We start from the raw sequence: 21,998 nt of genomic DNA, 5'->3' as shown, positions 1-21,998 counted from the left end.
GAGGAGAAGCGGGCACGATGGGCGAGATTCTGGTGCTGTACTACAGCCGGGGCGGTTCAGTGGCACGGCTGGCGCGCCAGATCGCGCGGGGCATCGGCGAAGTGCCGGGCATGACCGCGCGCCTGCGCACAGTGCCGCCGGTGGCCGCCGTGACCCAGACCGCACAGCCGCCGGTCCCCGACGATGGTGCCCCCTACGTGAGCGTGCAGGACCTGGTCGAATGCCAGGGTCTGCTGCTCGGCAGCCCGACCCGCTTCGGCAACATGGCGGCGCCGGTCAAGCACTTCCTGGACGGGCTGGGCGCCGAATGGGTCAACGGCACCCTCTCCGGCAAGCCGGCCGCCGTGTTCACCTCCACCGCCTCGATGCATGGCGGCCAGGAATCGACCCTGCTGTCGATGCAGGTGCCGCTGCTGCACCATGGCTGCGTGATCGTCGGCATCCCGTTCACCGAGCCGGCGCTGAGCCACACCACCAGTGGCGGCACGCCGTATGGCGCCAGCCATGTGGCCGGTGCAGCCGACGACCCGCAGCCGACCGACGATGAAGCCGTGCTGGCGCGCGCGCTGGGCCGCCGGGTGGCCGACATCGCACAGCGGTTGGCCCGATGAGCGCGGCGCCGCGCACGGTCCTGCTGCTGGCCCTGATGGGGCTGGCCGCGCTGTTCGCCGGCTGGTTCATCAATGACAAACACTGGCTGGCCACCCAGCTGGTGTTCACCGCGCCGCCGCTGGCGTTGGCCGTTGCCCTGCGACTGGGCTGGCGCAAGGCCGGTTTCTGGGCCTCGGTGCTGGCCCTGGGCTGGTTCAGCCACGGGGTGATGAGTGCCTGGAGCCACCCGGAAACACGCTGGCTGGCGCTGATCGAGATCGCGCTGGCCCTGCTGGTGATCTTCAGCGCCAGCCTCCCCGGGCTGCGCGCCCGCTTCGGCAAGCGACGCTGACGCTGCGGCCGCCGGGCCGTATCATCTGTGTTCCTGGCCCCGCGCCGCTGTACCTGTCCTGGTTTCGCGCATGCACATGATGGAAGAGCTCCTGGTCGTCACCACCGGTGGCACGATCGACAAGATCTACTTCGACGACAAGTCGGACTACCAGATCGGCGACCCCCAGATCGGCATGATCCTGCGCGAGCTGGGCGTGACGTTCCGCTTCAACGTGATTCCGATCCTGCGCAAGGATTCGCTGCACATCAACGATGAGGACCGCGAACTGATCCGCGCCACCATCGCCGCACAGCCGACCCGCCACGTGCTGGTGACCCACGGCACCGATTCGATGGTGCAGACCGGCAAGGTGCTGGCGACGATCGCGGACAAGACCATCGTGATGACCGGCGCGCTGAGCCCGGCGCGTTTCCGCGGCTCGGATGCGGAGTTCAACATCGGCTGCGCGATCGGTGCGGTGCAGTCGCTGCCGAGCGGCGTGTACATCGCGATGAACGGGCGGATTTTCGACCCGCAGCACGTGCGCAAGAACGTCGCCGCGAACCGCTTCGAATCGGTCTGAGGAACAGCGTGCCGACCAAGGTCGGCACCTACCACGACGCGGCGGCTCGCATCACCGCGCGTCCCCATGCAAAAACGCCCCGGCCGGAGCCGGGGCGTGCCCATGGAGAGGGGCTTGGGCTCAGTACTGGGCGTTGAGAGTCAGGCCCGAGAAGGTGCTGTAGGCCTTCACCCGCACATACCACGTGCCGGCAGCCGGACTGTTGATGGTGCAGGTCTCGCTGTTGCCGCTCAGGTACGGGCGGCAGGTGTAGGCGGTATCGGTCGGGGCACTGCCCTGGCGCACGTACAGGTCGGCATCACCGCTGCCGCCACTGATCGCCACGCGCAGCTGGGTGCTGCCGGCCGGAACGTTCACGGTGTAACTCAGCGAAGCGCCGCTGGCAGCGCCCAGGCCGGTCACCGGAACGTTGTTCTGCAGCACGTTGCCACCCGGGTTCGGGCCGCCACCGTTGATCGCCGCAGCCACGGCCGCGTCGGCGTCGATGATGCCTGCGCCGCAGCCGCCCGAGCAGGCGCCCGGCAGCGGACGTGCGGTGCTCTTGATGATGCTCTCCACCTGCGCCGGGCTCAGCGGGCTCGGGGCTACGGACTGCATCAGCGCGACCACGCCGGCCACGTGCGGTGCTGCCATCGAGGTGCCGTTGTACGAAGCGTAGCTGGCGCTGCCCGGGGTGGTGGTGCCGCTGTTGAGGGTGGACAGGATGCCCTGGCCCGGTGCCGAGATATCGATGCCGTTGCCATAGTTGGAGAAGCTGGCACGTGCACCGGCCGAGGTGGTGGCCGCCACTGCGATCACGTTCGGGCAGTTGGCCGGCACCGACGAGGACACGTTGGTGTTGCTGTTGCCGGCGGCGACCACCACGGTGGTGCCACGCCCGACAGCGCCATTGATCGCGTTCTGGTAGGTGGTCGAGCAGCTGCCGCCGCCGCCCAGCGAGAGGTTGATGACCTCGGCCGGATTGGCATTGGCCGGCACGCCGCTGACGCTGCCGCCGGACGCCCACACGATCGCGTCGGCAATGTCGGAGGTGTAACCGCCGCACTTGCCGAGCACGCGCACCGGCACGACCTTGGCGTTGAACGCAGTACCTGCCACGCCGGTGCTGTTGTTGGTCACCGCCGCTACCGTGCCGGCCACGTGGGTACCGTGCCAGCTGGAGTTCGAACCCGGGTAGCCCGCCTGGCACTCGTTGTCGCCGTACCAGTCGCCCTCATCGTTCGGGTTGTTGTCGCGGCCGTTGCCGTCGCGCGCCATCGCCGCATCACTGATGAAGTCGTAGCCCGGCAGGATGTTGGCATTGAGGTCGGCGTGGTTGGTGATGCCGGTGTCGATCACCGCCACGACCACACCGGTGCCGGTGGCCTTGTCCCAGGCCGGCCGGATGTTGATGCCGGCATTGGAGGTGCCGAAGCCCCATTGCTCGCTGAAGCGGGTGTCGTTCGGGGTCAGGGTGGCACGCATGATCTGGTCGACTTCAACGTATTCCACGTTCGGGTCGGCGGCCAGCTTGCGCATCAGCTGCTCGGATTCGGCCTGGTCGAGCGGACGATCGGTCTTGACCAGGGTCGGGCCGACGGCCAGCTTGCGGACCTGCTGCAGGCCCAGCGCGCGGCCCTGGCTGCTGGCCAGGCCGGCGGCGGCACTCTTCAGCGAAGAGGCCAGTGCGGTGGTGTTGGCCACCGGCGCGCTGCCGTCGCGGTACTTCACGATGAAACGCTGGTGGGTCTGTGCGGACTGCAGGCCGCTGAGCTGGACATCACCGGCCAGCGCAGGCGTGGCCAGCAGCAGCGATGACAGAACGGACGCACCAAGGACCACCCACACTCGACGCACACGCGGTTGCGTTACCTGGGACATCGTATTTCCCTTTCTTGTGGTGTGAATGCCGGAATCGGCAGAAGCACCGGCCCGAACCCTGGGCTGGCTTGCGTTGGCGAGGTTCGAAGTCCGGCGAGCCAGCGGATCCCCCTAACGATCCGCCGTGCAGATGACGCTAATGACCAAAACCGGACACCACAAGATTTTCAGCGTCTTTTCAGCAAGATGAAATGTTCGTTCTGAGACTTTTCGGGTCGAGGGTTTGTGAAGGTGAAGGAACTTTCTCCTGCCCTGCACGCACCTGACTGGGTCATCACGTGTCCTGCGATGACTTTGCCGACATCGGCGTCCACTGCTGACACCAACGACGGCGCAGCGTGCCCGCGGCGTGCCTGCCCATCGCGTCGGACGCGCTGACTACTTTGCCTGCGGGAGGCGCGCCGGCCGGATCCGCTGACCTTTGACCGGCTCGCCGCGTGCAACTGGCTGGTCATCGGCCACATAACCGGAGAACTGTGCCGGGAGCGCTTCGCCGACACCGAACACGGGCCCGGCCTGCAGCTGGTAGTGCAGGTGCGGCTCGGAGGAGTTGCCGCTGTTGCCACAGTCACCGAGGTGCGCGCCGCTGCGGACAGCCTGTCCCTGCGCCACACGCACACTGCCCTGGCGCAGGTGCGCCAGCACCGAGTATTCCTCGTTGCCGTGGTCGAGGATGACGCGGTTGCCGGTGAGCTGGGCGGCATTCATCTGGCCCGGCACGTTGTCGGCGACACCCTCGATCACCTCCACCACCGTGCCGTCGGCGGGCGCGAGGATCGGGCGACCGAAGCAGTAGTAATCATCGTTGCGCAGGCCATCGCCACGGTGCGACCGGCCATCGCGGACCACCAGCAGATCCAGCGCGAAGCGCTGGCCGGCATGGGCCGCATGGTAGTTCTGTTCGACGGTACGCCCGCCCCAGAACACGAAGTACTCATCGTCGAACGGCAGTTGCAGCCGTGTGCGGGTCTGGTAGTCGAGGAACCCGCTCGCTGCGGCCTGCGGCGGCGTGGTCTGTAGCGGGCGGATGTAGAAGCCGCCAATCCGCCCGTCGGCATCGATGGCCCACAGCACCTGGATCAGGTCCGGGCTCCTGGCGAAGCGCGCCTGCCGCAGATAGGTGTCGAATCCATCAACCTTCTCGACCTTCTCACTGACCAGCTCGGTTTCTGCGCCCCAGCCCGCCAGCACCTGCTCGCGCAGCGCCACCAGGTTCTGCGGGGACTGCAGCCCCGCCTGCATCTGCGGCGTCATCCGTTCCCACAGTGCGTCGATGTGCCCTTCGTAGAACTGCGTGGTCAGCGCAGCTCCCTGTTGGCGCGGATCTGCAGCCGCAGCCGCGCCGATGAGGGCAGAGAAGGAAACAACCAGAACTGCAAACAGGCGCGGGAGCAATGTCATGTCAGGCGTCCTTTCGATCCGGATCGGGAATGCCGGCAACGATCGCCGCCAGCTGTGTGCGGTACTCGGCCAGGGCAGTGCGGCCCATCGGCGTCAACTGCAGGGTGGTCAGCGGGCGCTTGCCGCGGAACGACTTGTCGATGGCGACCAGTCCAGCAGCCTCCAGCTTGCTCAGATGGCTGGACAGGTTGCCCTTGCTCAACCCGCTGAGATGTTCGACAAAACCGAACTCGGCGGATTCGGCACCTGCCAGGATCGACAGGATCAGCAGGCGTGCCGGCTCGTGGATCAAGCGGTCGAGCTGGAGCAGCGCTCTGGAGTCAGGCAGCTGGGTCATTCGGCGTTCGTCCGCGCCGCCATGAACGCGCGCATCTCTACCTGCAGCCGGTGGAAGCGCTGGTGGTCACGCCAGCCGACCACGATCAGTGCGATGGATGCCAGCGGGAACACCGCCGTGCTCGGGCCGAAGCCATACGTTTGCCCGGTGAAGGCCAGCGCGGCCTGGCACAACAGGAACACGCCCACGATGAACTCCAGCGGTGTACGCAGCCAGCGCCACACCACCCAGGGCAGCAGCGCTACCACGGCCAGGTAACCGATGGCGCGCAGGTCCCAGGGCAGCTCGCCCATCGGCGCCAGCCGGGTCAGCACGCTGCCGATCACCAGCACGCTTACCAGCGCGGTGAAGGCAATGAAGAAGCGCTGGAAATTGCGCTCGACCGGCGTGACCTGCTCCTCGACCTGTCCCAGCCGCTGGTAGTAACGGCGTGCCAGCCATTGCTTGCCGACGATCCACAGCACCGGCACGGCAATCAGCACGATGCGCAGCGCCAGGGTGGTCGGCAGCAGCGCGCCGGCAAGGAACGAGGCCAGGCAGGCAATGCCGCCTGCCATCGCCGACAGGCCCCCGGCACTTCGCGAGTACCGCGAATATTCACGGGTCAGCGCCTGCAGGCGCGAGGAAGGATCAATGACGGACGGCTGCTGCATGACACGCTCCATCGGGGTCGCTTGAATTTAGTTTGCAGTGCAAACCTATTTGCGTCAATCGCCCGTCTGCTGCCGTCGACGGGCGGGCCCACAACGCAGAAAGCCCGTCACTGGAACGGGCTTTCAAGAAGAGCCGCCGGGCATGGCCCGGCGCTACCGGTTCAACGCGGGCGATCAGCCCAGCTTGACCAGCCAGTTGTGGCGGTCCGGCAGGCGGCCGTACTGGATGTCGGTCAATTCCTTGCGCAGCGACATGGTCACTTCGCCGGCCGGTGCGTTGATGTCGCCCACCGAGAAGCCTTCGCCCTTCAGCTGGCCGATCGGGGTGACCACCGCCGCGGTGCCGCAGGCGAACACTTCGGTGATCTCGCCGGAGGCAACGCCGTCCTTCCACTCGTCGATGCTGACCTTGCGCTCTTCGACCTTCATGCCGCGGTCGCGGGCCAGCTGCAGGATGCTCTCGCGGGTGATGCCTTCGAGGATGCTGCCCGACAGCTGCGGGGTAACCAGCGTGCCGTCCTTGTAGACCAGGAACACGTTCATGCCACCCAGTTCTTCCAGGTACTTGCCCTCGACCGGGTCGAGGAACAGCACCTGCGAGCAGCCCTGTGCCTGTGCCTTCTGCTGCGGCAGCAGCGAGGCGGCGTAGTTGCCACCGCACTTGGCGGCACCGGTGCCACCCTTGGCCGCACGTGCGTACTCGGTCGACAGCCAGATCGACACCGGGGCGACGCCCTTGGCGAAGTACGGGCCGGCCGGGCTGGCGATCACGTAGTAGCCGGCCTTGTGCGCGCCGCGCACGCCGAGGAAAGCTTCGTCGCCGATCATGAACGGACGGAAGTACAGGCTCGACTCATCGGCCGACGGCACCCAGGCGCTGTCGACGGCGATCAGCTGCTTCAGCGATTCGACGAAGATCTCCACCGGCAGTTCCGGCAGCGCCAGGCGCTGCGCCGAACGCTGCAGGCGACGGCCGTTGGCATCCGGGCGGAAGGTCCAGATCGAACCGTCGGCATGGCGGTAGGCCTTGATGCCCTCGAAGATTTCCTGGCCGTAGTGCAGCACGGCCGCGGCCGGGTCCAGCTGCAGCGGGCCATAGGCGCGCACGTTGGCGTTGTGCCAGCCGGTGTCCTTGTCCCAGCGCACTTCCACCATGTGGTCGGTGAAGTGCAGGCCGAAACCCGGCTTCTCCAGGATCTGGGCGCGCTCTTCAGCGCTGCGCGGGTGGTCCGAACGGGTGACGGCGAAGCTGGGAATGGACTGGGACACCGGAGATTTCCTGTTCTGGTTGCGGGTAATGCCCGGCCCGCGCCACTGCGGGCCGTGGGTCAAAGCATGCCGGTCTCGAGCCGGGCCGCCTCGGACATCATGTGCTGGTTCCACGGCGGGTCGAACACCAGGTCGACGTCGGCCTCGGCCACCGTCGGAATCATTTCGAGCTTGCTGCGCACGTCGTCGACCAGGATCTCGCCCATGCCGCAGCCCGGTGCGGTCAGGGTCATCTTCACGTCGATCTCGCGCTTGCCTTCGTCCAGGTGCTTGATCTCGACCTCGTAGACCAGGCCCAGTTCGACGATGTTCACCGGAATTTCCGGATCAAAGCAGGTGCGCAGCTGCTGCCACACCAGCTGTTCCACCTGTTCATCGGTGGCGTCAGCCGGCAGCTCGAGCGGTGCCGGTGCCTCCTTGCCGATGGCGTCGCCGTCCTTGCCGGCGATGCGGAACAGGTTGCCCTCGACGAACACCGAATAACTGCCGCCCAGCGCCTGGGTGATGTACCCATAGCTGCCGGCGGGCAGGGTCACGGTGTCGCCCTGCGGGACCATCACGGCCTCGCAATCGCGTTCGAAGTGGACAGGTTCGCTGCTACGGGAATACATGGGGACCGATATGGGGCCGTGGCCAAGGCCACGCAAGACGGCATTCTAGCCCAGCCGCCCTGCCGCCGCCGGTGCACTGCGGCAAACCACAGTATCCTGTGGGTGATCTTCAGGGAGCTTCGATGTCCTCCAATGCCGCGCGTGCCAGGACCGTGACCTGGCTCTGGCCCATCATGCTGTTGCTGGGTCTGCTTGTTGCTCCCCTTGCCTGGATGGTGCTGGCGCTGATGACCGGCCGGCAGGTCGGCTGGATGGCGGTACTGACCGCCCTGGAACTGGTGTTCATGCTGCGCATGGGTACGCTCGGCCCGGGCCGGCTGCGCATCGTGCTGGTCGTGGTGGGCACCCTGCTGGTGGCGGCCGTGGCCAACTGGACCATCGCCAGCGCCTGGATGGGCGGCTCGATCGGGCTGGACCTGTGGGACGCCACGATGCGGATGGGCCCGCACCTGGCCTGGACCCTGATCACCCTGGCCAATGGCGCGGTGGAGTGGCTGTGGCTGGCCCTGGGCCTGGCCGTGGGCGCCTGGCTGGCGCGCTGACCCACCGGCAGGTAGTGCCGGCCACTGGCCGGCAAATGCGTGCGGACCAAGGTCCGCACCTACCGGGCGCAGCCGCCATGCGTGGATGGGGGTAGTGCCGGCCGCTGGCCGGCAGAACCGTGCGGACCATGGTCCGCACCTACCAGATGCAACCACCACGCAGGGATTCGGTAGTGCCGGCCGTTGGCCGGCAGAAACGTGCGGACCAAGGTCCGCACCTACCGGGCACAGCCGCCATGCGTGGATGGGGGTAGTGCCGGCCGCTGGCCGGCAAATGCGTGCGGGCCAAGGTCCGCACCTACCCGATGCAGCCGCCGCTCAATGCCCGCCGTCGAGCGCCTTCAGTTCGCTCACCAGCGAGGCCGCCGCTTCCGCACCATCGCCATACAGCATGCGGGTGTTGTCGGCGTAGAACAGCGCATTCTCGATGCCCGCGAAGCCCGTGCCCTTGCCGCGCTTGATCACCACCACGTTGCGCGCATTGACCACGTCCAGCACAGGCATGCCGTAGATCGGGCTGGCCGGATCGGTTCGTGCGACCGGATTGACCACGTCGTTGGCGCCGATCACCAGCACCACATCGGTGTTGGCAAATTCCGGGTTGATGTCGTCCATGTCCGCGATCAGGTCGTAGGGCACACCCGCCTCGGCCAGCAGCACGTTCATGTGCCCCGGCATGCGCCCCGCCACCGGGTGGATCGCGAACTTCACCTTCACCCCGCGCTGGCCCAGCCGCTGCGCCAGCTCCCAGATCTTGTGCTGCGCCTGCGCCACGGCCATGCCGTAGCCAGGCACGATCACCACGCGCTCGGCGAAGGCCATCATCGCGGCGACGTCAGCCGCTTCGATCGGCTTCTGCGAGCCGCTGATCGCCTGCGCTTCGCCACCAGCACCACCGCCGAAGTTGGAGAACAGCACGTTGCGGATCGGCCGGTTCATCGCCTTGGCCATCAGCCGGGTCAGCAGGATGCCCGCCGCGCCGACCATCATGCCGGCGATGATCAATGCTTCGTTGCCCAGCACGTAACCTTCGAACGACACCGCCAGGCCGGTGAACGCGTTGTACAGCGAGATCACCACCGGCATGTCGGCGCCACCGATCGGCAGCGTCATCAGCACGCCCAGCGCCAGCGCAAGTACGAAGAAGGCAACGATCGCCCAGGTGCTGAGCGTGCTGGCGGCGATGATCGCCAGTACCACCACCGCCAGCGCCACCAGCAGGTTCATCACCTGCTGGCCCGGCCAGGTCACGCGCTTGTCCAGGCGTCCATCCAGCTTGGCCCAGGCGATCACCGAGCCGGACAGCGACACCGCGCCGATCGCTGCGCCGACCACCGCCAGCAGCAGCACCGTGCCCGACGGCTGGCGCGCGGCGAGGTCGGCCAGCGCCTGCGCGCTCCAGTGGCTGGTATCGCGGTTGGCAAGAAAGGCGTAGCGCAGCAGCTCCACCGCGCCGATCGCCGCCGCCGATCCACCGCCCATGCCGTTGTACAGCGCCACCATCTGCGGCATGTCGGTGATGGCAACCTTGCCGGCCGACCACCAGGCCAGGCCCGCGCCGAGCAGCAGCGCCACCAGGATCAGCGGCACGTTGTGCAGTTCGGGAAGGAAGAAGGTCGCCGCCGTGGCCAGCAGCATGCCCAGCCCGGCCCAGCGGATGCCGCTGCGCGCGGTCAGTGGCGAGGCCATGCGCTGCAGGCCCAGCAGGAACAGCGTGGCGGCGACGAGGTAGCTGGCCTTGACCAGCCAATCGAGCAGTTCGACGGTGCTGATGTTCAAGCCTGCGGCTCCTTCGGCTCGTCCTTGCCGCCCTTGGGCGCGCTCGGCTTGAACATTTCCAGCATGCGCGCGGTGACCACGTAGCCACCGGCGGCGTTGCCGGCACCAAGCACCACGGCGAGGAAGCCCAGAGCTTTCTCCAGCGGTGTCTGCGCGTGCCCCAGCACCACCATTGCACCGATCAGCACGATGCCGTGGATGAAGTTGGAGCCCGACATCAGCGGGGTATGCAGGATCACCGGCACCCGCGAAATGATCACGTGGCCGGCGATGGCTGCCAGCATGAAGATGTACAGCGCTACGAACCCGTCACTCACCGGCAACGCTCCTGCTCTGTCTTCGTCGTCCCATCATAACCATGGGCTGAACCCGGTGCGCGCCCGGCGTCAACCGAAGCCGCGCTCACGCGTTGTCGATGGTGACCCCGAGCGAGGAACCGTACCCTGTGCTGGTGAGCAGCCCCGTCCCCCCGAGCGCCGAGACCGATGCCCTGCCGGCGTCGCTGGAGGCGTTCCTGGCCAGTGTTGGCCCGCGCGCGTTCCGCTTCGCCGAGGCCGGCCTGCGCCAGCGCGAAGACGCCATGGACGCGGTGCAGGACGCGCTGCTGCGCATGCTGGACTACGCCGACAAGCCGGCTGCCGAATGGGCCCCGCTGTTCTGGAGCATCCTGCGCCGGCGCGTGATCGACGTGCAGCGCCGGCGCCGCTTCCGACTGCCGTTCTGGCGCGACAACCAGGACGCCGACGGCGGCGAGATCGACTGGGCCGACCCCGGCCCGGACCCGGCACAGGCGCACGAACAGCGCCAGCAGTACCAACAGCTGGTGGACGCGTTGCGCCGCCTGCCCGCCCGCCAGCGCGAGGCCTTCACCCTGCGCGTGCTGCAGGACCTGGACGGGGCCACCACCGCCCGCGCCATGGGCTGCAGCGAAGGCGCGGTAAAAACCCATCTGGCACGCGCCCGCCAGGCGCTGCAGGATTATCTGGAGACCCACCCGTGAACCGCTCCCTGCCTTCCGATGACACCCTGCGCAGCCTGCACGCGCAGTCGCTGCACGCGCTGTCGCCGGCAACGCTGGCCCGGCTGCGCCAGGCTCGCCACGGCGCCACGGCCGCCCATCGCGGGCGCTGGCGCTGGTGGCTGGCCAGTGCCTGTTCACTGGTGGTGGCACTGGGTATCGGCCTGCAGTTCACCGGCCACGGCACCCTGACGGGCCCTGCGCCGGCACCTGTGCTTGCCTCGGCGGAAGACAACAGCGCGCTCTACGACGAAAATCCCGATCTGTACCTGTGGCTGGGCGATACCGACCTGGCGATGGAGTGAATCATGTCCCGACTGCACACCCTGCCCCTGCTGATGACCCTGTTGCTGCTGCCGGCCTTCCCGGCCCTGGCGCAGAGCGCCGCGCCCGCCCCTGCCGCACGCCCTGCGCCGGCCGCACCGCTGCCGGCGTGGGAACACCTCAGCGAAGCGCAGCGCGAATCCCTGCTGGCGCCGCTGCGCGACCGCTGGAACAGCGCCGATGCCGGCCAGCGCCAGCGCATGCTTTCGCATGGCCAGCGCTGGCAATCGATGAGCCCGGAGGAGCGCGACAAGGCCCGCCGTGGCCTGCGCCGCTTCGAGCACATGAACCCGGAACAGCGTGAGCAGGCCCGGGCCCTGTTCGGTCAGATGCGGAACATGCCGCCGGAACAGCGCGACGCCCTGCGCGAGCGCTGGTCGCAGATGACGCCGGAACAACGCAAGGACTGGGTGCGCGACAACCCGCCGCCGGCGAAGCCGCGGTAACGCCGGCATCCGCAGGGTGGGTGCGGACCCTGGTCCGCACGCTGGGCCGTTCCTCCACGCATGGCGTGGATCTACCGGGAAGGCAACCGGCGCTACCGGCTCACGCCTGCCAGCGTGTCTTCGCCAGCAACTCGTCGTCCCAGTCGAAACTGAGCTCCCCTTCGCGCACGAACAAGGCGACGAAGTTGAGCAGGTTGCGCGCGTACATCTCGCTGGCCTGGGTCGCGCCGCGGCTGGCCAGGCCAAGCGGGCCATCGATGGTCACGCCCTGATGTTCGATGCACTGCCCCGGCTGGGTCAGTGCGCAGTTGCCGCCGCTCTCTGCCGCCAGATCGACAATGACGCTGCCGGTGGCCATGCCTTCCACCATCGCGGCAGTCACGATCGTCGGCGCCGGTCGCCCCGGTACCGCTGCCGTGCAGATCACCACATCCACGCTGCGCAGGTGGTCGGCCAGCCGGCGCTGCTGCTCGGCGCGTTCCTCATCGGTCAACGCACGCGCATAGCCGCCTTCACCGGCTGCACTCACACCAAGATCAAGGAAGCGCGCGCCCAGCGACTGGATCTGCTCGCGGGTTTCCGGGCGCACGTCGAAACCTTCCACCTGTGCACCGAGACGACGCGCGGTGGCGATGGCCTGCAGACCGGCCACACCGGCACCGATCACCAGCACCTTGGCCGGGCGCACGGTACCGGCGGCGGTGGTCAGCATCGGGAAGAAACGCGGCGCACGCTCGGCCGCGATCAGTGCCGCCTTGTAACCGGCCATGCCGGCCTGCGAGCTGAGTACATCCATCGCCTGCGCGCGGGTGGTGCGCGGCAGCTGCTGCAGTGGGAACAGGTGCAGGCGGTCGCCAGCGGCCAATGCCGCAAGCGCCGGATCGCTGGCCGGGGTCAGCAGGCCGACCACGCTGGCAGTGGGCTTGAGCTGCTCCAGCACCGCCACCGGCGGTGCCTGCACGCACAGCAGGATATCGATCTCGGCCCAGCGACCTACATCGAACACACGTGCACCGGCGTCGTCATAGGCAGCATCGGTAAATCCCGCCGCCAGACCGGCGCCGGCCTCATACCAGACAGTGATGCCCAAGGCACCGAGCTTGCGCGCGGTTTCCGGCGTCAACGCCACGCGCCGTTCGCCCGGCGCGGTCTCCTTGATCCCCAGCAACGCCACGGCCATGCAGGTCCCCGCTGATCGGTGAGTTTTCCCGATCCTAGCAGGCGGCCACGGCTCAGTGCAGTGTTGCGCTGCCCGGGTCCAGCCGATCGATCACACCCTGCATCGCGCTGTCGAAGGCGCCATCGTCGACGTGGGCGCGCAGGCGGCCCAGCCGCACCATCACTGCCAGTTCTTCCGGCGAGGCCACGCAGAAGCGCACGCCGCGGCGGTTGACGAACAGCAGGCGCGAGGAAATCGGGCTGACCCAGGACAGCTTGCCGGCCTGCACCTTGCCGTCCTTGTCGACGAAGTCCAGCCAGTTGCCGATTTCCATGCGGCGGAAGCGGTCGGCGTCGGCGTTGTCGAAATCGTCGGCGTCGATCTGCCCGCCGAGCTCCACCGCTGGCGACTCAGCCACCGGCGGCGCCGGCAAGGCAACCTGCGGCAGCTCCGGCAGCGCGCGCTGCAGTTCCGGTCGCGATTCCGCAATGCCCTGCAGGGTGTCGTGCAGGGCGTCGATGGCACCGGTGGCGGCATCGCCGTGCACGCCGACGCTGGCAAATACCTTGGCCAGCACCGGCTGCCAGGCCTGCAGCCACGGCTTGCCGACGATCTGGCGGCGGGCCTCGGCCACTTCCTCCAGCAGGCCGTCAGCCAGGCTCAGTGCCTCGGCCACCGACGCGCCCTCCTCGCCCTCGCGCAGCAGCGCCAGGGTCAGGTGGTGCTGCCATGGCTGGCGCAGGAACTCAGCGATGGCCGGCGGCAGGGTGGCATCGCCGATGCGGCGATCCAGTTCGGCACCCGCCCGGCTGCGGGCCATTTCCAGCTTCTCCTGGCCGCGCTGCGTTTCGGCGGCGCGGCGCTCGGCGATCTCCACGCGGCGGCGATGCTGCACCAGGAACTCGCGGAATTCTTCTTCCAGGGTCAGGAAGATCGCCAGGTTCTCGTTGAACTCGGCCACCAGGCGCTCGATGATTTCCTCGACCTTGGCCATCAGCATGCGCTCGGCCTGGCTTTCGCCGGTATTGCCCTCGCAGGCTTCGGCCAGCGAGTTGAGCAGCTTGCGGGCCGGGTGGGTCTTCTGCACGAACATGCGGCGGTCGAGCATCGCCACCTTGACGAAGGGCACCACCAGGCGGCCGATCAGCTCGCGCGAGCGACCTTCCAGTTCGCGTTCGTCCAGCATCACGTCGAACAGCATGCCGACCAGATCGATCGCATCTTCGTCCTGCGGGTCCAGCCGGGTCTGGCCAGGATCGACGCCGAGACGGGTGGCGCTGGACAGCACTTCACTCTTCAGCCGCTGCGCCAGTGATTCGCCGTCCTCGCCGATGGCCGCACGCAGGGTGGCGCTGGGCGTGGCCTGCAGCAGCGACAGCACCGACATCATCTCGCGCTGGCTCAACGGGCGGTGCTGGCCGACCGCGACCTGCGCTGCCGAGGTGGCGTCCTCGCGAACGTGACGGGTCTGCTGCAGCAGCTCATGCAGGGCCTCCAGCAGCATTCCCTGCTGGCCGGCATACGCCTCGCCGTTGCCGGCATCCTCGCTCCCGAGGTGCTGCTGCATGTGGCCACGGCGCTCGGACCAGCGCGCAGCGAAGCGCTGTGCCCAGGCCGGCGCGGCCTGTTCATCATCGCTGAATTCGGATTCGAAGCCCGCCGCGTGGCGCGGCTCGACCAGATCGTCCGACCCGGGCGCCATGCGCGGGTCGGGCGCGGCAGACATTGGACGCCGCGGCGCCCCCATCTGCGACATCACGCCAGCGGCGGCCAGCTGCTCGTCCAGCTTCTCGTAGATGCGGCCCACCGGCGCGCGCAGGTCACGCTCGCACAGCTTGATCAGCACCAGGTGCACTTCCGGCGCCAGTTCGCAGCCGGCAAAGGCCTCATGGATGGCCACGCCCAGATGTTCGGGGCTGACCGGGTTGTGATCGGCATCCAGCTCGGCGCCGCCGATCAGGCGGCCGAGGCGGCGGTCCAGCCGCGCCAGCACCGGCTTGAAGTCACGCAGCAGCACGGTGGCGAAATTGCGCACCGCCAGCCGCGATTCCAGTACATGTTCAGCCAGCAGGCTCAGGCCATCCTCGGCCGGCCCGGACAGGGTGGCTTCGGCCGACAACGGCTCGCCACTGGCCAGTGCATCCCAGGCCCGCTGCAGGTGGCCGGCGAAGGCGGCGGCGATGTCCTCACGGCGACGGCGCAGCTCGCGCATCGCATCCAGGAACAGCAGCTGCGACGAGCCAGCATTGCCGGCGCGGTCGAACAGTGCATCGTCGAAACGCGCCAGTGCGGCCCCGAACGCCTGGCACAGCGCCGGCAGGACCATGTCCCGGGCACGCTGAAGCTGGACCGGGTCACGGCCCGGCGATCCCATCGGTGTGGGCGCGCTCATCATTCGGGAAGGCTCCCCACCTTCTCTGGTACGACAGACAGCATGGACATCGCGACGGCCGGCACACCCCATGTGCCGGTACGTCGATGGTAGGCCGGCCAGCCCGTCACGGACAGTGAAACAGTCCTCACTTCAAACCTCATGACCGGCGGCCCGGCAAGATAGATATCGTAAGCCGTGCGAGGCCCACGAGGCGAGAGGAAGCGGTCGTCCCTTTCCCGCCAGTGGCATGATGTTCATCACAGTTTGATATTCAGGGGCGGGACGCGACACAGACGGCGTCATTGACCACCCCGACTATAATCAAACACCCGTGATGACCGGTTCAGACTCCATGCCCGACCCCGCTGCCCTGCTTGCCCTGGATGCCCGCCGCTCGGTGCCCTCGCGGCAACTGGGCGAGCCCGGACCGGATCCAGCCACCCTGCAGCGCATGCTGGCCTCGGCCGTGCGCGTGCCCGACCACGGCAAGCGCGTACCGTTCCGCTTCCTGAAGATCGCCGGCGATGCACGTCACACTCTGGGCGACTTCCTGGCCGAGCGCAGCCGCCAGCGCGACCCGCATGCGGGCGAGGCGGTATTCGAGAAGGACCGCCAGCGTTTCAGCCATGCGCCGCTGGTGATCGTGGTGGTGGCCAGCCCGCGGCCGGACCCGAAGGTGCCCGAGCAGGAACAGCTGATGACCGCCGGCTGCGTCTGCTTCGCCCTGCTGCAGGCCGCGCAGGCGCTGGGCTTCGGCGCGCAGTGGCTGACCGCCTGGATGGCCTTCGATCCGGCGGTACAGGCCCACTTGGGCCTGGTCGAAGGCGAACGCATCGCCGGCTTCATCCACATCGGTACACCCAAGGCTGATGTACCTGAGCGCGAGCGCCCCGATCCGGCGGCCCTGCTGCGCGACTGGACGCCGCCGGCATGAGCCTGCCGGCTCCGCCGCCGTCGCTGTATCTGGTCGACGCCAGCATCTACGTGTTCCGCGCCTGGCACTCGCTGCCGGACCAGTTCCAGGACGCGCAGGGCTGGCCGACCAACGCCGTGCACGGCTTCGCCCGCTTCCTGCTGGACCTGCTGGAGCGCGAGCGCCCCCGGCACATCGCCATCGCCTTCGACGAAGCGCTCGACAGCGGCTTCCGCCATCGCCTGTACCCGGCCTACAAGGCCAACCGCGACCCGGCACCGGAGGCGCTCAAGCGCCAGTTCGTACACTGCAAGGCGCTGTGCGCGGCATTGGGCCTTGCGGTGCTGGCCCACCACGAATTCGAAGCCGATGACCTGATCGGCAGCGCCCTGCACGTGCACCGTGGCAGCCACCGCGGGGTGATCATCTCCGCCGACAAGGACCTGTCGCAGCTGCTGCTGGATCACGACGAGCAGTGGGACTACGCACGCAACCAGCGTTGGGACGTAGCCGGAGTGAAGGCGCGGCACGGCGTGCACGCGCACCAGATCGCCGATTACCTGGCACTGTGCGGCGATGCGGTGGACAACATTCCCGGTGTCAGTGGTGTCGGCAGCAAGTCCGCCGCCGTGCTGCTGGCCCACTTCGGCAGCATGGATGCGCTGTACGAACGCCTGGACGAAGTGCCGTTCCTGCGCCTGCGCGGCGCGGCACAGATGGCGGTGCGCCTGCGCGAACAGCGCGAGCACGCCCAGCTCTGGCGCCAGCTGACCACCATCGCGCTGGACGCGCCGCTGGAAGGCAGCCAACCCGGTCTGCTGCGCCAGGCGGCCGACCCGGAGCTGCTCGGTGGCCTGTGCCAGACCCTGCGCTTCGGCCCGATGACCCGCCGCCGGCTGTTCGATGCCGCCGGTGTGGCCGACCCCGTTCCCACTCCATCCTTTTCCAATTCCAGCGAGCCCGCATGAGCCAGCGCAACACCGAAGCCCCGCGTGTCGTCTATGAAGGCAAGTACCAGCGCATGCTGGTGCGCGGCACCTGGGAATACAGCGAACGTACCCACGCCGGTGGCCTGGCCGCGATCATCATCGCCGTCACCCCTGAGGACAAGGTGCTGTTCGTCGAGCAGTTCCGCGTGCCGCTGCAGGCACCCACCATCGAGATGCCGGCCGGCCTGGTCGGCGACATCCACGCCGGCGAATCGATTGAAGTCTCGGCCGTGCGCGAACTGGAAGAAGAAACCGGCTGGACCGCCGATCACGCCGAAGTGCTGATGATCGGCCCGACGTCGTCCGGCGCCAGCAGCGAGAAGATCGCCTTCGTCCGCGCTACCGGCCTGCGCCGGATCGGCGAAGGTGGCGGTGATGACAGCGAGGACATCACCGTGCACGAGATTCCACGCAGTGAGGCCGCGGCCTGGCTGGTGCAGAAGATGGGCGAAGGCTACGAGCTGGACGCCAAGCTCTGGGCCGGCCTGTGGATGATCGAGCACCACCTGGACGGGCGCCCGCGTGGCTGACGCCGACCTGCATGCGCTGCCGGCGCTGCTCGGCGCCGATGATCCGGCAATCTACGCGATTCACCGGCCGCAGGGCGCTTCGCCGTACCTGCTGCTGGCCGACCATGCCGGCCAACAGGTGCCGGGTGCCCTCGCCGGCCTGGGCTTGCCACAGGTCGAACTGGACCGCCACATCGGCTGGGACATCGGCATTGCCGGCACCACCCGCGCGCTGGCCGAACGGCTGGATGCCTGGGCGATCGAACAGACCTATTCGCGGCTGCTGATCGACTGCAACCGCCCACTGGCCTCGCCCACGCTGATTCCGGAAGTGAGCGACCACACCGTGGTCCCGGGCAATGCCGGTCTGTCAGTGGCACAGCGGCAACAGCGCATCGATGCGATCCACGCGCCGTACCACGCACGCATCGACGCCGAACTGGACGCACGCCGCGATGCCGGTCGCCCCACCCTGCTGGTGATGATGCACAGCTTCACCCCGGCGATGAACGGCGCGCAGCGGCCGTGGCATGCCGGCGTGCTGTACCACCAGGACACGCGCTTTGCGCATGCACTGCTGCAGGCACTGCGCGACGAAGGCGACCTGGTGGTGGGCGACAACGAACCGTATTCGGTCAGCAGTACCAGCGACTACGCGGTGCCGGTGCATGGCGAAGGCCGCGGGCTGGTGCACGTGGAACTGGAGATCCGCCAGGACCTGATCGCCGATGCCGCCGGGCAGCTGGCATGGGCGCAGCGGCTGGCGCGGATCTTCAGCGCGCTGCAACCGCAGTTGCTGGCCGCCGGGTGATTTACCCAGGCTTGGTAGTGCCGGCCGCTGGCCGGCAACTGCAATGATCCAACGAACCTGAGGTTGCCGGCCAGCGGCCGGCACTACCGCAATACGGGCGCATCCATCCACGGGAACGGCTTGACCCCGTGCACCTGCACGGTCGCACCGGTGGCGTCGAAGTCATCCTTGGGAGCGGCTGGCGCGGATCTTCAGCGCGTTGCAACCGCAGTTGCTGGCCGCCGGGTGATTTACCCAGGCTTGGTAGTGCCGGCCGCTGGCCGGCAACTGCAATGATCCAACGAACCTGAGGTTGCCGGCCAGCGGCCGGCACTACCGCAATACGGGCGCATCCATCCACGGGAACGGCTTGACCCCGTGCACCTGCACGGTCGCACCGATCGCTTCGAGATCATCCTTGATCGCCTGCGCGCGGCGACGATCCAGCGCCTCACCCAGCACCAGCGGCAACGCACGGCAGCGCGCCAACGCCTCGCCCACCGGCATCTCCAGCAGGCGCGCCACGCGCTGCGCTGCGGCTTTGATCTGCCCCTCCGAGCACGCCTTCAGCGTCAGATCGAAGGAAGCGAAGATGCCTGCGCCCAGCCCTGCCTCGCGCGCCTCCGCTTGTTCCTCAGCACCCGCTTCGCCCAGGGCCTCGTCGATACCTTCGACCTGCTGGAATGCGTCGTACTCGGTGTAGTACGCCAGCGCCTGCGCGTAGTCCTGCAGCGACGACAGCGGGCGTTGCCGCTTCTGCACATCCAGCACGTCGGCAAACATGGCCGGTTCCAGATACGGGAACAGCCCCATCGCTGCCGAAGCGGCCGATCGCTCGCCGTCGTCATCCAGCGCTTCATCACTGGATGACGGCAACCACAACCGCGCAGCCAGCAGGTCCTCGTCGCTGGCCATCACCCAGCCGAAGGCGTTCCACACCTCATCGTCATCGTTGCAGGCAGCGAAGGCATGCAGGGTCTGTTGCAGATCCAGCAGTTCGATCATGCGTCGGTGCTCAGGCAGGCAGTCGCTGCCGAGTCTACCGGCGCCGGGCGCAGGCCCAGCGCGATCACCACGCCGAGCGCGGCGAACAGCGCGGCGCCGTACTGTGCATTGACCATGCCCTGCAACGCATCAGGGCTGGTTGCCGCCTGCGTGCCGCGCGCAGCGTTGGCGACCATCACCAGTACCGCCAATCCCAAGGCGCCGCCGATCTGCTGGGCGGTGGCCGCCATGCCGGACGCGACGCCTTGCTGCGGACCCGGCACGCCCTGCCCGGCCACGATCCACATCGCCGTCCAGCTCATGCCCTGGCCGATGCTGAGCACCACGATGCCCGGCAACAGCGGCCAGTAGCTGGCGCCATGCGGCATCGCCAACGCAACCGCGGCGATGCCGACGGCACCTGCGGCGAAGCCCCAGGCCAGCACCTGCCGTGGCGAACGGCGCCGCAGCATGCGTTCGGCAATCCGGATGCCGAAGGTGCACACCAATGTCGGCAGCAGGAAGGCCATACCGGCCTGCAGCGGGCTCCAGCCATAGCCATCCTGGAAGTAAAGCGCCAGGAAGTAGTACTGCACGCCATAGCTGCTCATGAAAGCGAAGGTCAGACCCAGCGCGGCGCGGAGGCCGGGCAGGCGCAACAGCGAAAACTGCATCAGCGGGTCACGGCTGCGCTTTTCGATCTGTACGAACACCGTCAACAATACGGCTGAAAGCAGCAGGCAGATGAGCGTAGCCGGCGCCGTCCAGCCCCACTCCGGCCCTTGCACCAGGGTGGTGACCAGCAGGCTGCCGCCAGCGGTGACAGTGAGACAACCGGCCAGATCGAAGGAACGGCCCTGCACGCGTGGACCATCGGCCGGCAGCCATGTACCGGCCGCGACCGCGCACGCCGTGGCCAGCGGCACGATCACCGCGAGCACCGCCGGCCAGCCGAACGCCTGGGTCAGCACGCCACCGAGCAGCGTGCCCAGCGCCAGGCCGACCGCGCTGGCCATGCTCCAGATCGCCAGCGCACGATTGCGTACCGGGCCTTCGGCGTACAGCGTGTTGATCAGCGCCAGCGTGGCCGGGAACAGCAGCGCCGCCCCGACGCCTTGTGCGGCGCGCGCGATGATCAACAGCGTGGCGTTCGGCGCCAGCGCACCGAGCAGCGAGGCCAGCGCGAACAGCAGCATGCCCAGCCGGTAGAAGCGGCGGCGGCCGATCAGGTCGGCGGCGCGCCCGCCGAGCAGCAGGCTGCCGCCGAAGGCCACGGTGTAGGCACTGACCACCCATTGCAGCTGCTGCGCGTTGATCTGCAGCGCGCGGCCCATGTCATGCAGGGCAACGAAGATGATGGTGGCATCCAGGGCGATGATCAGCTGGGCGGTGGCCAGCAGGGTCAGCGCCCAGCGCGGGTATTTGAGGGGAGGCATCGGCGGTCTGGCGCGGTGGGGGAGCGCAGTCTCATTGATGCGAGCCAATCAATAAACCCCTCCCCGACCATATCTGTCATGATTTTCGGCATGAATGGAGCCTCGATGGACCTCAATGCGGTGCGCATGCTGGTGCAGGTGGCCGAAGCCCGCAGTTTCACCGTGGCCGCCGGCCAGCTCGGCCTGAGCCAATCCGGCCTGTCGCGCGCGATCGGGCGGCTGGAAGTGTCGCTGGGGGTGAAGCTGCTGCAGCGGAACACCCGCAACGTGGCGCTGACCCCGGATGGCCGCCAGTTCGTGGAACAGGTGGCACCACTGCTGGCCGGCCTGGACGATGCCGAACGGCAACTGGCCGACCGCCCGTGCACGCCCTCGGGCACGTTGAAGATCAGTGCGCCGTCGATGTTCGGGCGCAAGGTGCTGGTGCCGATGCTGGCGCCGTTGCTGCAACAGCATCCGCAGCTGCAGGTGGAAGCGGTGCTCAGCGACCGTCTGGTCGATCTGGTCGAGGAAGGCTTCGATGCCGCGCTGCGCACCGGCGTCATCGCCGACCAGCGCATCGTCGCGCGGCCATTGCGGCCGCTGCGCTGGGTGACGGTGGCCAGCCCCGCCTATCTGGCCCGCTGTGGCGCACCGGACGATGTGGCCGCGCTGCAGGACCATGCCTGCCTGGCGGTGCGCAACCTGCGCAGTGGCCGGCTGGTGGACTGGCAGTTCCTGCAGGACGGGCAACTGCGCGAGTTCACGCCGCCGACGCGGATGGTGTTCGACAGCGGCGATCCGCTGGTGGAAGCGGCCATCGCCGGTATCGGCATCGTGCAGGTGATGGATTTCGCCGTGGCCGATGCGTTGGCCGATGGCCGCCTGCAGCGCGTGCTGCAGCCGTTTGAAGGCCGCAGCCGTGCACTGTCACTGATCTATCCGCCCTCGCGGCAATGCTCGCCGAAGCTGCAGGTACTGGCCGACGCGTTGCTGGCTGGGGAGTGGTAGCGCCGGCCGCTGGCCGGCGCCTCCAGGAATCCAACCGTCTCAGGTTTGCCGGCCAGCGGCCGGCACTACCGCAGCCAGGCGTGGCCTGGCTCTACTGATCAGTGCA

24 protein-coding genes are annotated in these 21,998 nt (G+C 68.1%); 12 read left to right on the top strand and 12 right to left on the bottom strand.

Translation table 11 applies throughout. The features are described 5' to 3' along the window. Positions 1–17: 17 nt before the first annotated feature. The 3 genes from wrbA (at position 18) to ACSYAO_RS03750 (ending at position 1,508) form a co-directional block, all read left to right on the top strand. Entirely contained in the window at positions 18–611 is a 594-nt protein-coding gene (gene wrbA, locus ACSYAO_RS03760; protein ID WP_049463524.1) for an NAD(P)H:quinone oxidoreductase, read from the top strand. Further along, positions 608–943, top strand: coding sequence for a DUF2069 domain-containing protein (locus ACSYAO_RS03755; protein WP_032130425.1), 336 nt, complete (start codon positions 608–610; stop codon positions 941–943). Before wrbA ends, ACSYAO_RS03755 begins: the two co-directional genes overlap by 4 nt. 79 nt (positions 944–1,022) lie before the next feature. Further along, entirely contained in the window at positions 1,023–1,508 is a 486-nt protein-coding gene (locus tag ACSYAO_RS03750) for an asparaginase domain-containing protein (RefSeq protein WP_049463528.1), read from the top strand. 120 nt (positions 1,509–1,628) lie between these two features. On the opposite strand, the gene ACSYAO_RS03745 is transcribed toward ACSYAO_RS03750, so the two are convergent. The 6 genes from ACSYAO_RS03745 to sufT all read right to left on the bottom strand — a co-directional run bounded on the left by ACSYAO_RS03745 (position 1,629) and on the right by sufT (position 7,639). After that, entirely contained in the window at positions 1,629–3,368 is a 1,740-nt protein-coding gene (locus ACSYAO_RS03745) for a S8 family peptidase (protein ID WP_004144921.1), read from the bottom strand. Between the two features lie 378 nt (positions 3,369–3,746). Further along, positions 3,747–4,769, bottom strand: coding sequence for a M23 family metallopeptidase (locus tag ACSYAO_RS03740; protein WP_049463523.1), 1,023 nt, complete (start codon positions 4,767–4,769; stop codon positions 3,747–3,749). A 1-nt stretch (position 4,770) separates the two neighbouring features. Beyond that, on the bottom strand, positions 4,771–5,106 hold the full coding sequence (locus ACSYAO_RS03735; RefSeq protein WP_012510131.1) for a transcriptional regulator: 336 nt from the start codon (positions 5,104–5,106) through the stop codon (positions 4,771–4,773). Then, positions 5,103–5,759 carry a hypothetical protein gene (locus tag ACSYAO_RS03730; protein WP_049463522.1) on the bottom strand — a complete coding sequence of 219 codons (657 nt, stop codon included), beginning with the start codon at positions 5,757–5,759 and terminating at the stop codon, positions 5,103–5,105. The genes ACSYAO_RS03735 and ACSYAO_RS03730 overlap by 4 nt, the downstream gene beginning before the upstream one ends. 174 nt (positions 5,760–5,933) lie before the next feature. Continuing rightward, a complete protein-coding gene (locus ACSYAO_RS03725) occupies positions 5,934–7,028 on the bottom strand; it encodes a branched-chain amino acid aminotransferase (protein WP_049463521.1) in 1,095 nt (364 codons plus the stop codon). A gap of 59 nt (positions 7,029–7,087) precedes the next feature. Then, a complete protein-coding gene (gene sufT / locus ACSYAO_RS03720; protein WP_005415385.1) occupies positions 7,088–7,639 on the bottom strand; it encodes a putative Fe-S cluster assembly protein SufT in 552 nt (183 codons plus the stop codon). Between the two features lie 122 nt (positions 7,640–7,761). On the opposite strand from sufT, the gene ACSYAO_RS03715 reads away from it, so the two are divergent. Further along, positions 7,762–8,181: a hypothetical protein gene (locus ACSYAO_RS03715; RefSeq protein ID WP_049463520.1), complete on the top strand. Its 420-nt coding sequence runs from the start codon at positions 7,762–7,764 to the stop codon at positions 8,179–8,181. A gap of 318 nt (positions 8,182–8,499) precedes the next feature. Here ACSYAO_RS03715 and ACSYAO_RS03710 read toward each other — a convergent pair whose 3' ends face one another. Next, the gene (locus tag ACSYAO_RS03710; RefSeq protein WP_005412324.1) at positions 8,500–9,960 is read right to left on the bottom strand and encodes an NAD(P)(+) transhydrogenase (Re/Si-specific) subunit beta; all 1,461 of its coding nucleotides are present in this window, start codon (positions 9,958–9,960) and stop codon (positions 8,500–8,502) included. Then, positions 9,957–10,277, bottom strand: a complete 321-nt coding sequence (locus ACSYAO_RS03705) for an NAD(P) transhydrogenase subunit alpha (protein ID WP_005408173.1) — start codon at positions 10,275–10,277, stop codon at positions 9,957–9,959. The genes ACSYAO_RS03710 and ACSYAO_RS03705 overlap by 4 nt, the downstream gene beginning before the upstream one ends. Positions 10,278–10,375: 98 nt before the next feature. Here ACSYAO_RS03705 and ACSYAO_RS03700 point away from each other — a divergent pair, with 98 nt between their 5' ends. From ACSYAO_RS03700 to ACSYAO_RS03690, 3 genes are read left to right on the top strand one after another with little or no spacing between them, the layout of a single operon-like run. Continuing rightward, positions 10,376–10,960 carry an RNA polymerase sigma factor gene (locus ACSYAO_RS03700; RefSeq protein ID WP_080356593.1) on the top strand — a complete coding sequence of 195 codons (585 nt, stop codon included), beginning with the start codon at positions 10,376–10,378 and terminating at the stop codon, positions 10,958–10,960. Continuing rightward, positions 10,957–11,283, top strand: coding sequence for a hypothetical protein (locus tag ACSYAO_RS03695; protein ID WP_032130086.1), 327 nt, complete (start codon positions 10,957–10,959; stop codon positions 11,281–11,283). The genes ACSYAO_RS03700 and ACSYAO_RS03695 overlap by 4 nt, the downstream gene beginning before the upstream one ends. A 3-nt stretch (positions 11,284–11,286) precedes the next feature. Further along, positions 11,287–11,748, top strand: coding sequence for a DUF3106 domain-containing protein (locus ACSYAO_RS03690; RefSeq protein WP_049463518.1), 462 nt, complete (start codon positions 11,287–11,289; stop codon positions 11,746–11,748). 100 nt (positions 11,749–11,848) lie between these two features. Here ACSYAO_RS03690 and ACSYAO_RS03685 read toward each other — a convergent pair whose 3' ends face one another. Together ACSYAO_RS03685 and ACSYAO_RS03680 are read right to left on the bottom strand one after the other, a co-directional pair. Beyond that, positions 11,849–12,928, bottom strand: coding sequence for an NAD(P) transhydrogenase subunit alpha (locus ACSYAO_RS03685; protein ID WP_032130088.1), 1,080 nt, complete (start codon positions 12,926–12,928; stop codon positions 11,849–11,851). 52 nt (positions 12,929–12,980) lie between these two features. Next, entirely contained in the window at positions 12,981–15,302 is a 2,322-nt protein-coding gene (locus ACSYAO_RS03680) for a DUF1631 domain-containing protein (RefSeq protein WP_049463516.1), read from the bottom strand. A gap of 331 nt (positions 15,303–15,633) precedes the next feature. Between ACSYAO_RS03680 and ACSYAO_RS03675 the strand changes: the two genes are divergently transcribed. From ACSYAO_RS03675 to ACSYAO_RS03660, 4 genes are read left to right on the top strand one after another with little or no spacing between them, the layout of a single operon-like run. After that, the gene (locus tag ACSYAO_RS03675) at positions 15,634–16,215 is read left to right on the top strand and encodes a nitroreductase family protein (protein ID WP_049399990.1); all 582 of its coding nucleotides are present in this window, start codon (positions 15,634–15,636) and stop codon (positions 16,213–16,215) included. After that, a complete protein-coding gene (locus tag ACSYAO_RS03670; RefSeq protein WP_049463514.1) occupies positions 16,212–17,162 on the top strand; it encodes a 5'-3' exonuclease in 951 nt (316 codons plus the stop codon). The genes ACSYAO_RS03675 and ACSYAO_RS03670 overlap by 4 nt, the downstream gene beginning before the upstream one ends. Continuing rightward, positions 17,159–17,713 (top strand): NUDIX hydrolase, encoded by a 555-nt coding sequence (locus ACSYAO_RS03665; protein WP_010481791.1) that lies wholly within the window; start codon positions 17,159–17,161, stop codon positions 17,711–17,713. The genes ACSYAO_RS03670 and ACSYAO_RS03665 overlap by 4 nt, the downstream gene beginning before the upstream one ends. After that, positions 17,706–18,503 carry an N-formylglutamate amidohydrolase gene (locus ACSYAO_RS03660; protein WP_049463512.1) on the top strand — a complete coding sequence of 266 codons (798 nt, stop codon included), beginning with the start codon at positions 17,706–17,708 and terminating at the stop codon, positions 18,501–18,503. The genes ACSYAO_RS03665 and ACSYAO_RS03660 overlap by 8 nt, the downstream gene beginning before the upstream one ends. Positions 18,504–18,815: 312 nt before the next feature. Here the strand turns inward: ACSYAO_RS03660 and ACSYAO_RS03655 are convergent, their stop codons facing one another. Next, positions 18,816–19,487 carry a hypothetical protein gene (locus ACSYAO_RS03655; protein WP_071229183.1) on the bottom strand — a complete coding sequence of 224 codons (672 nt, stop codon included), beginning with the start codon at positions 19,485–19,487 and terminating at the stop codon, positions 18,816–18,818. Continuing rightward, positions 19,484–20,902: an MFS transporter gene (locus ACSYAO_RS03650; RefSeq protein ID WP_049463643.1), complete on the bottom strand. Its 1,419-nt coding sequence runs from the start codon at positions 20,900–20,902 to the stop codon at positions 19,484–19,486. The genes ACSYAO_RS03655 and ACSYAO_RS03650 overlap by 4 nt, the downstream gene beginning before the upstream one ends. Before the next feature lie 105 nt (positions 20,903–21,007). On the opposite strand from ACSYAO_RS03650, the gene ACSYAO_RS03645 reads away from it, so the two are divergent. Beyond that, entirely contained in the window at positions 21,008–21,892 is an 885-nt protein-coding gene (locus ACSYAO_RS03645) for a LysR family transcriptional regulator (protein WP_049463645.1), read from the top strand. The last annotated feature ends 106 nt before the right edge of the window (positions 21,893–21,998 follow it).

Source organism: Stenotrophomonas sp. STK16_22 (assembly GCF_051984505.1).
GTDB lineage: Bacteria > Pseudomonadota > Gammaproteobacteria > Xanthomonadales > Xanthomonadaceae > Stenotrophomonas > Stenotrophomonas maltophilia_A.
Note: the sequence above shows the minus strand (reverse complement) of the source record. Positions and strands in the feature narration are given on the sequence as shown.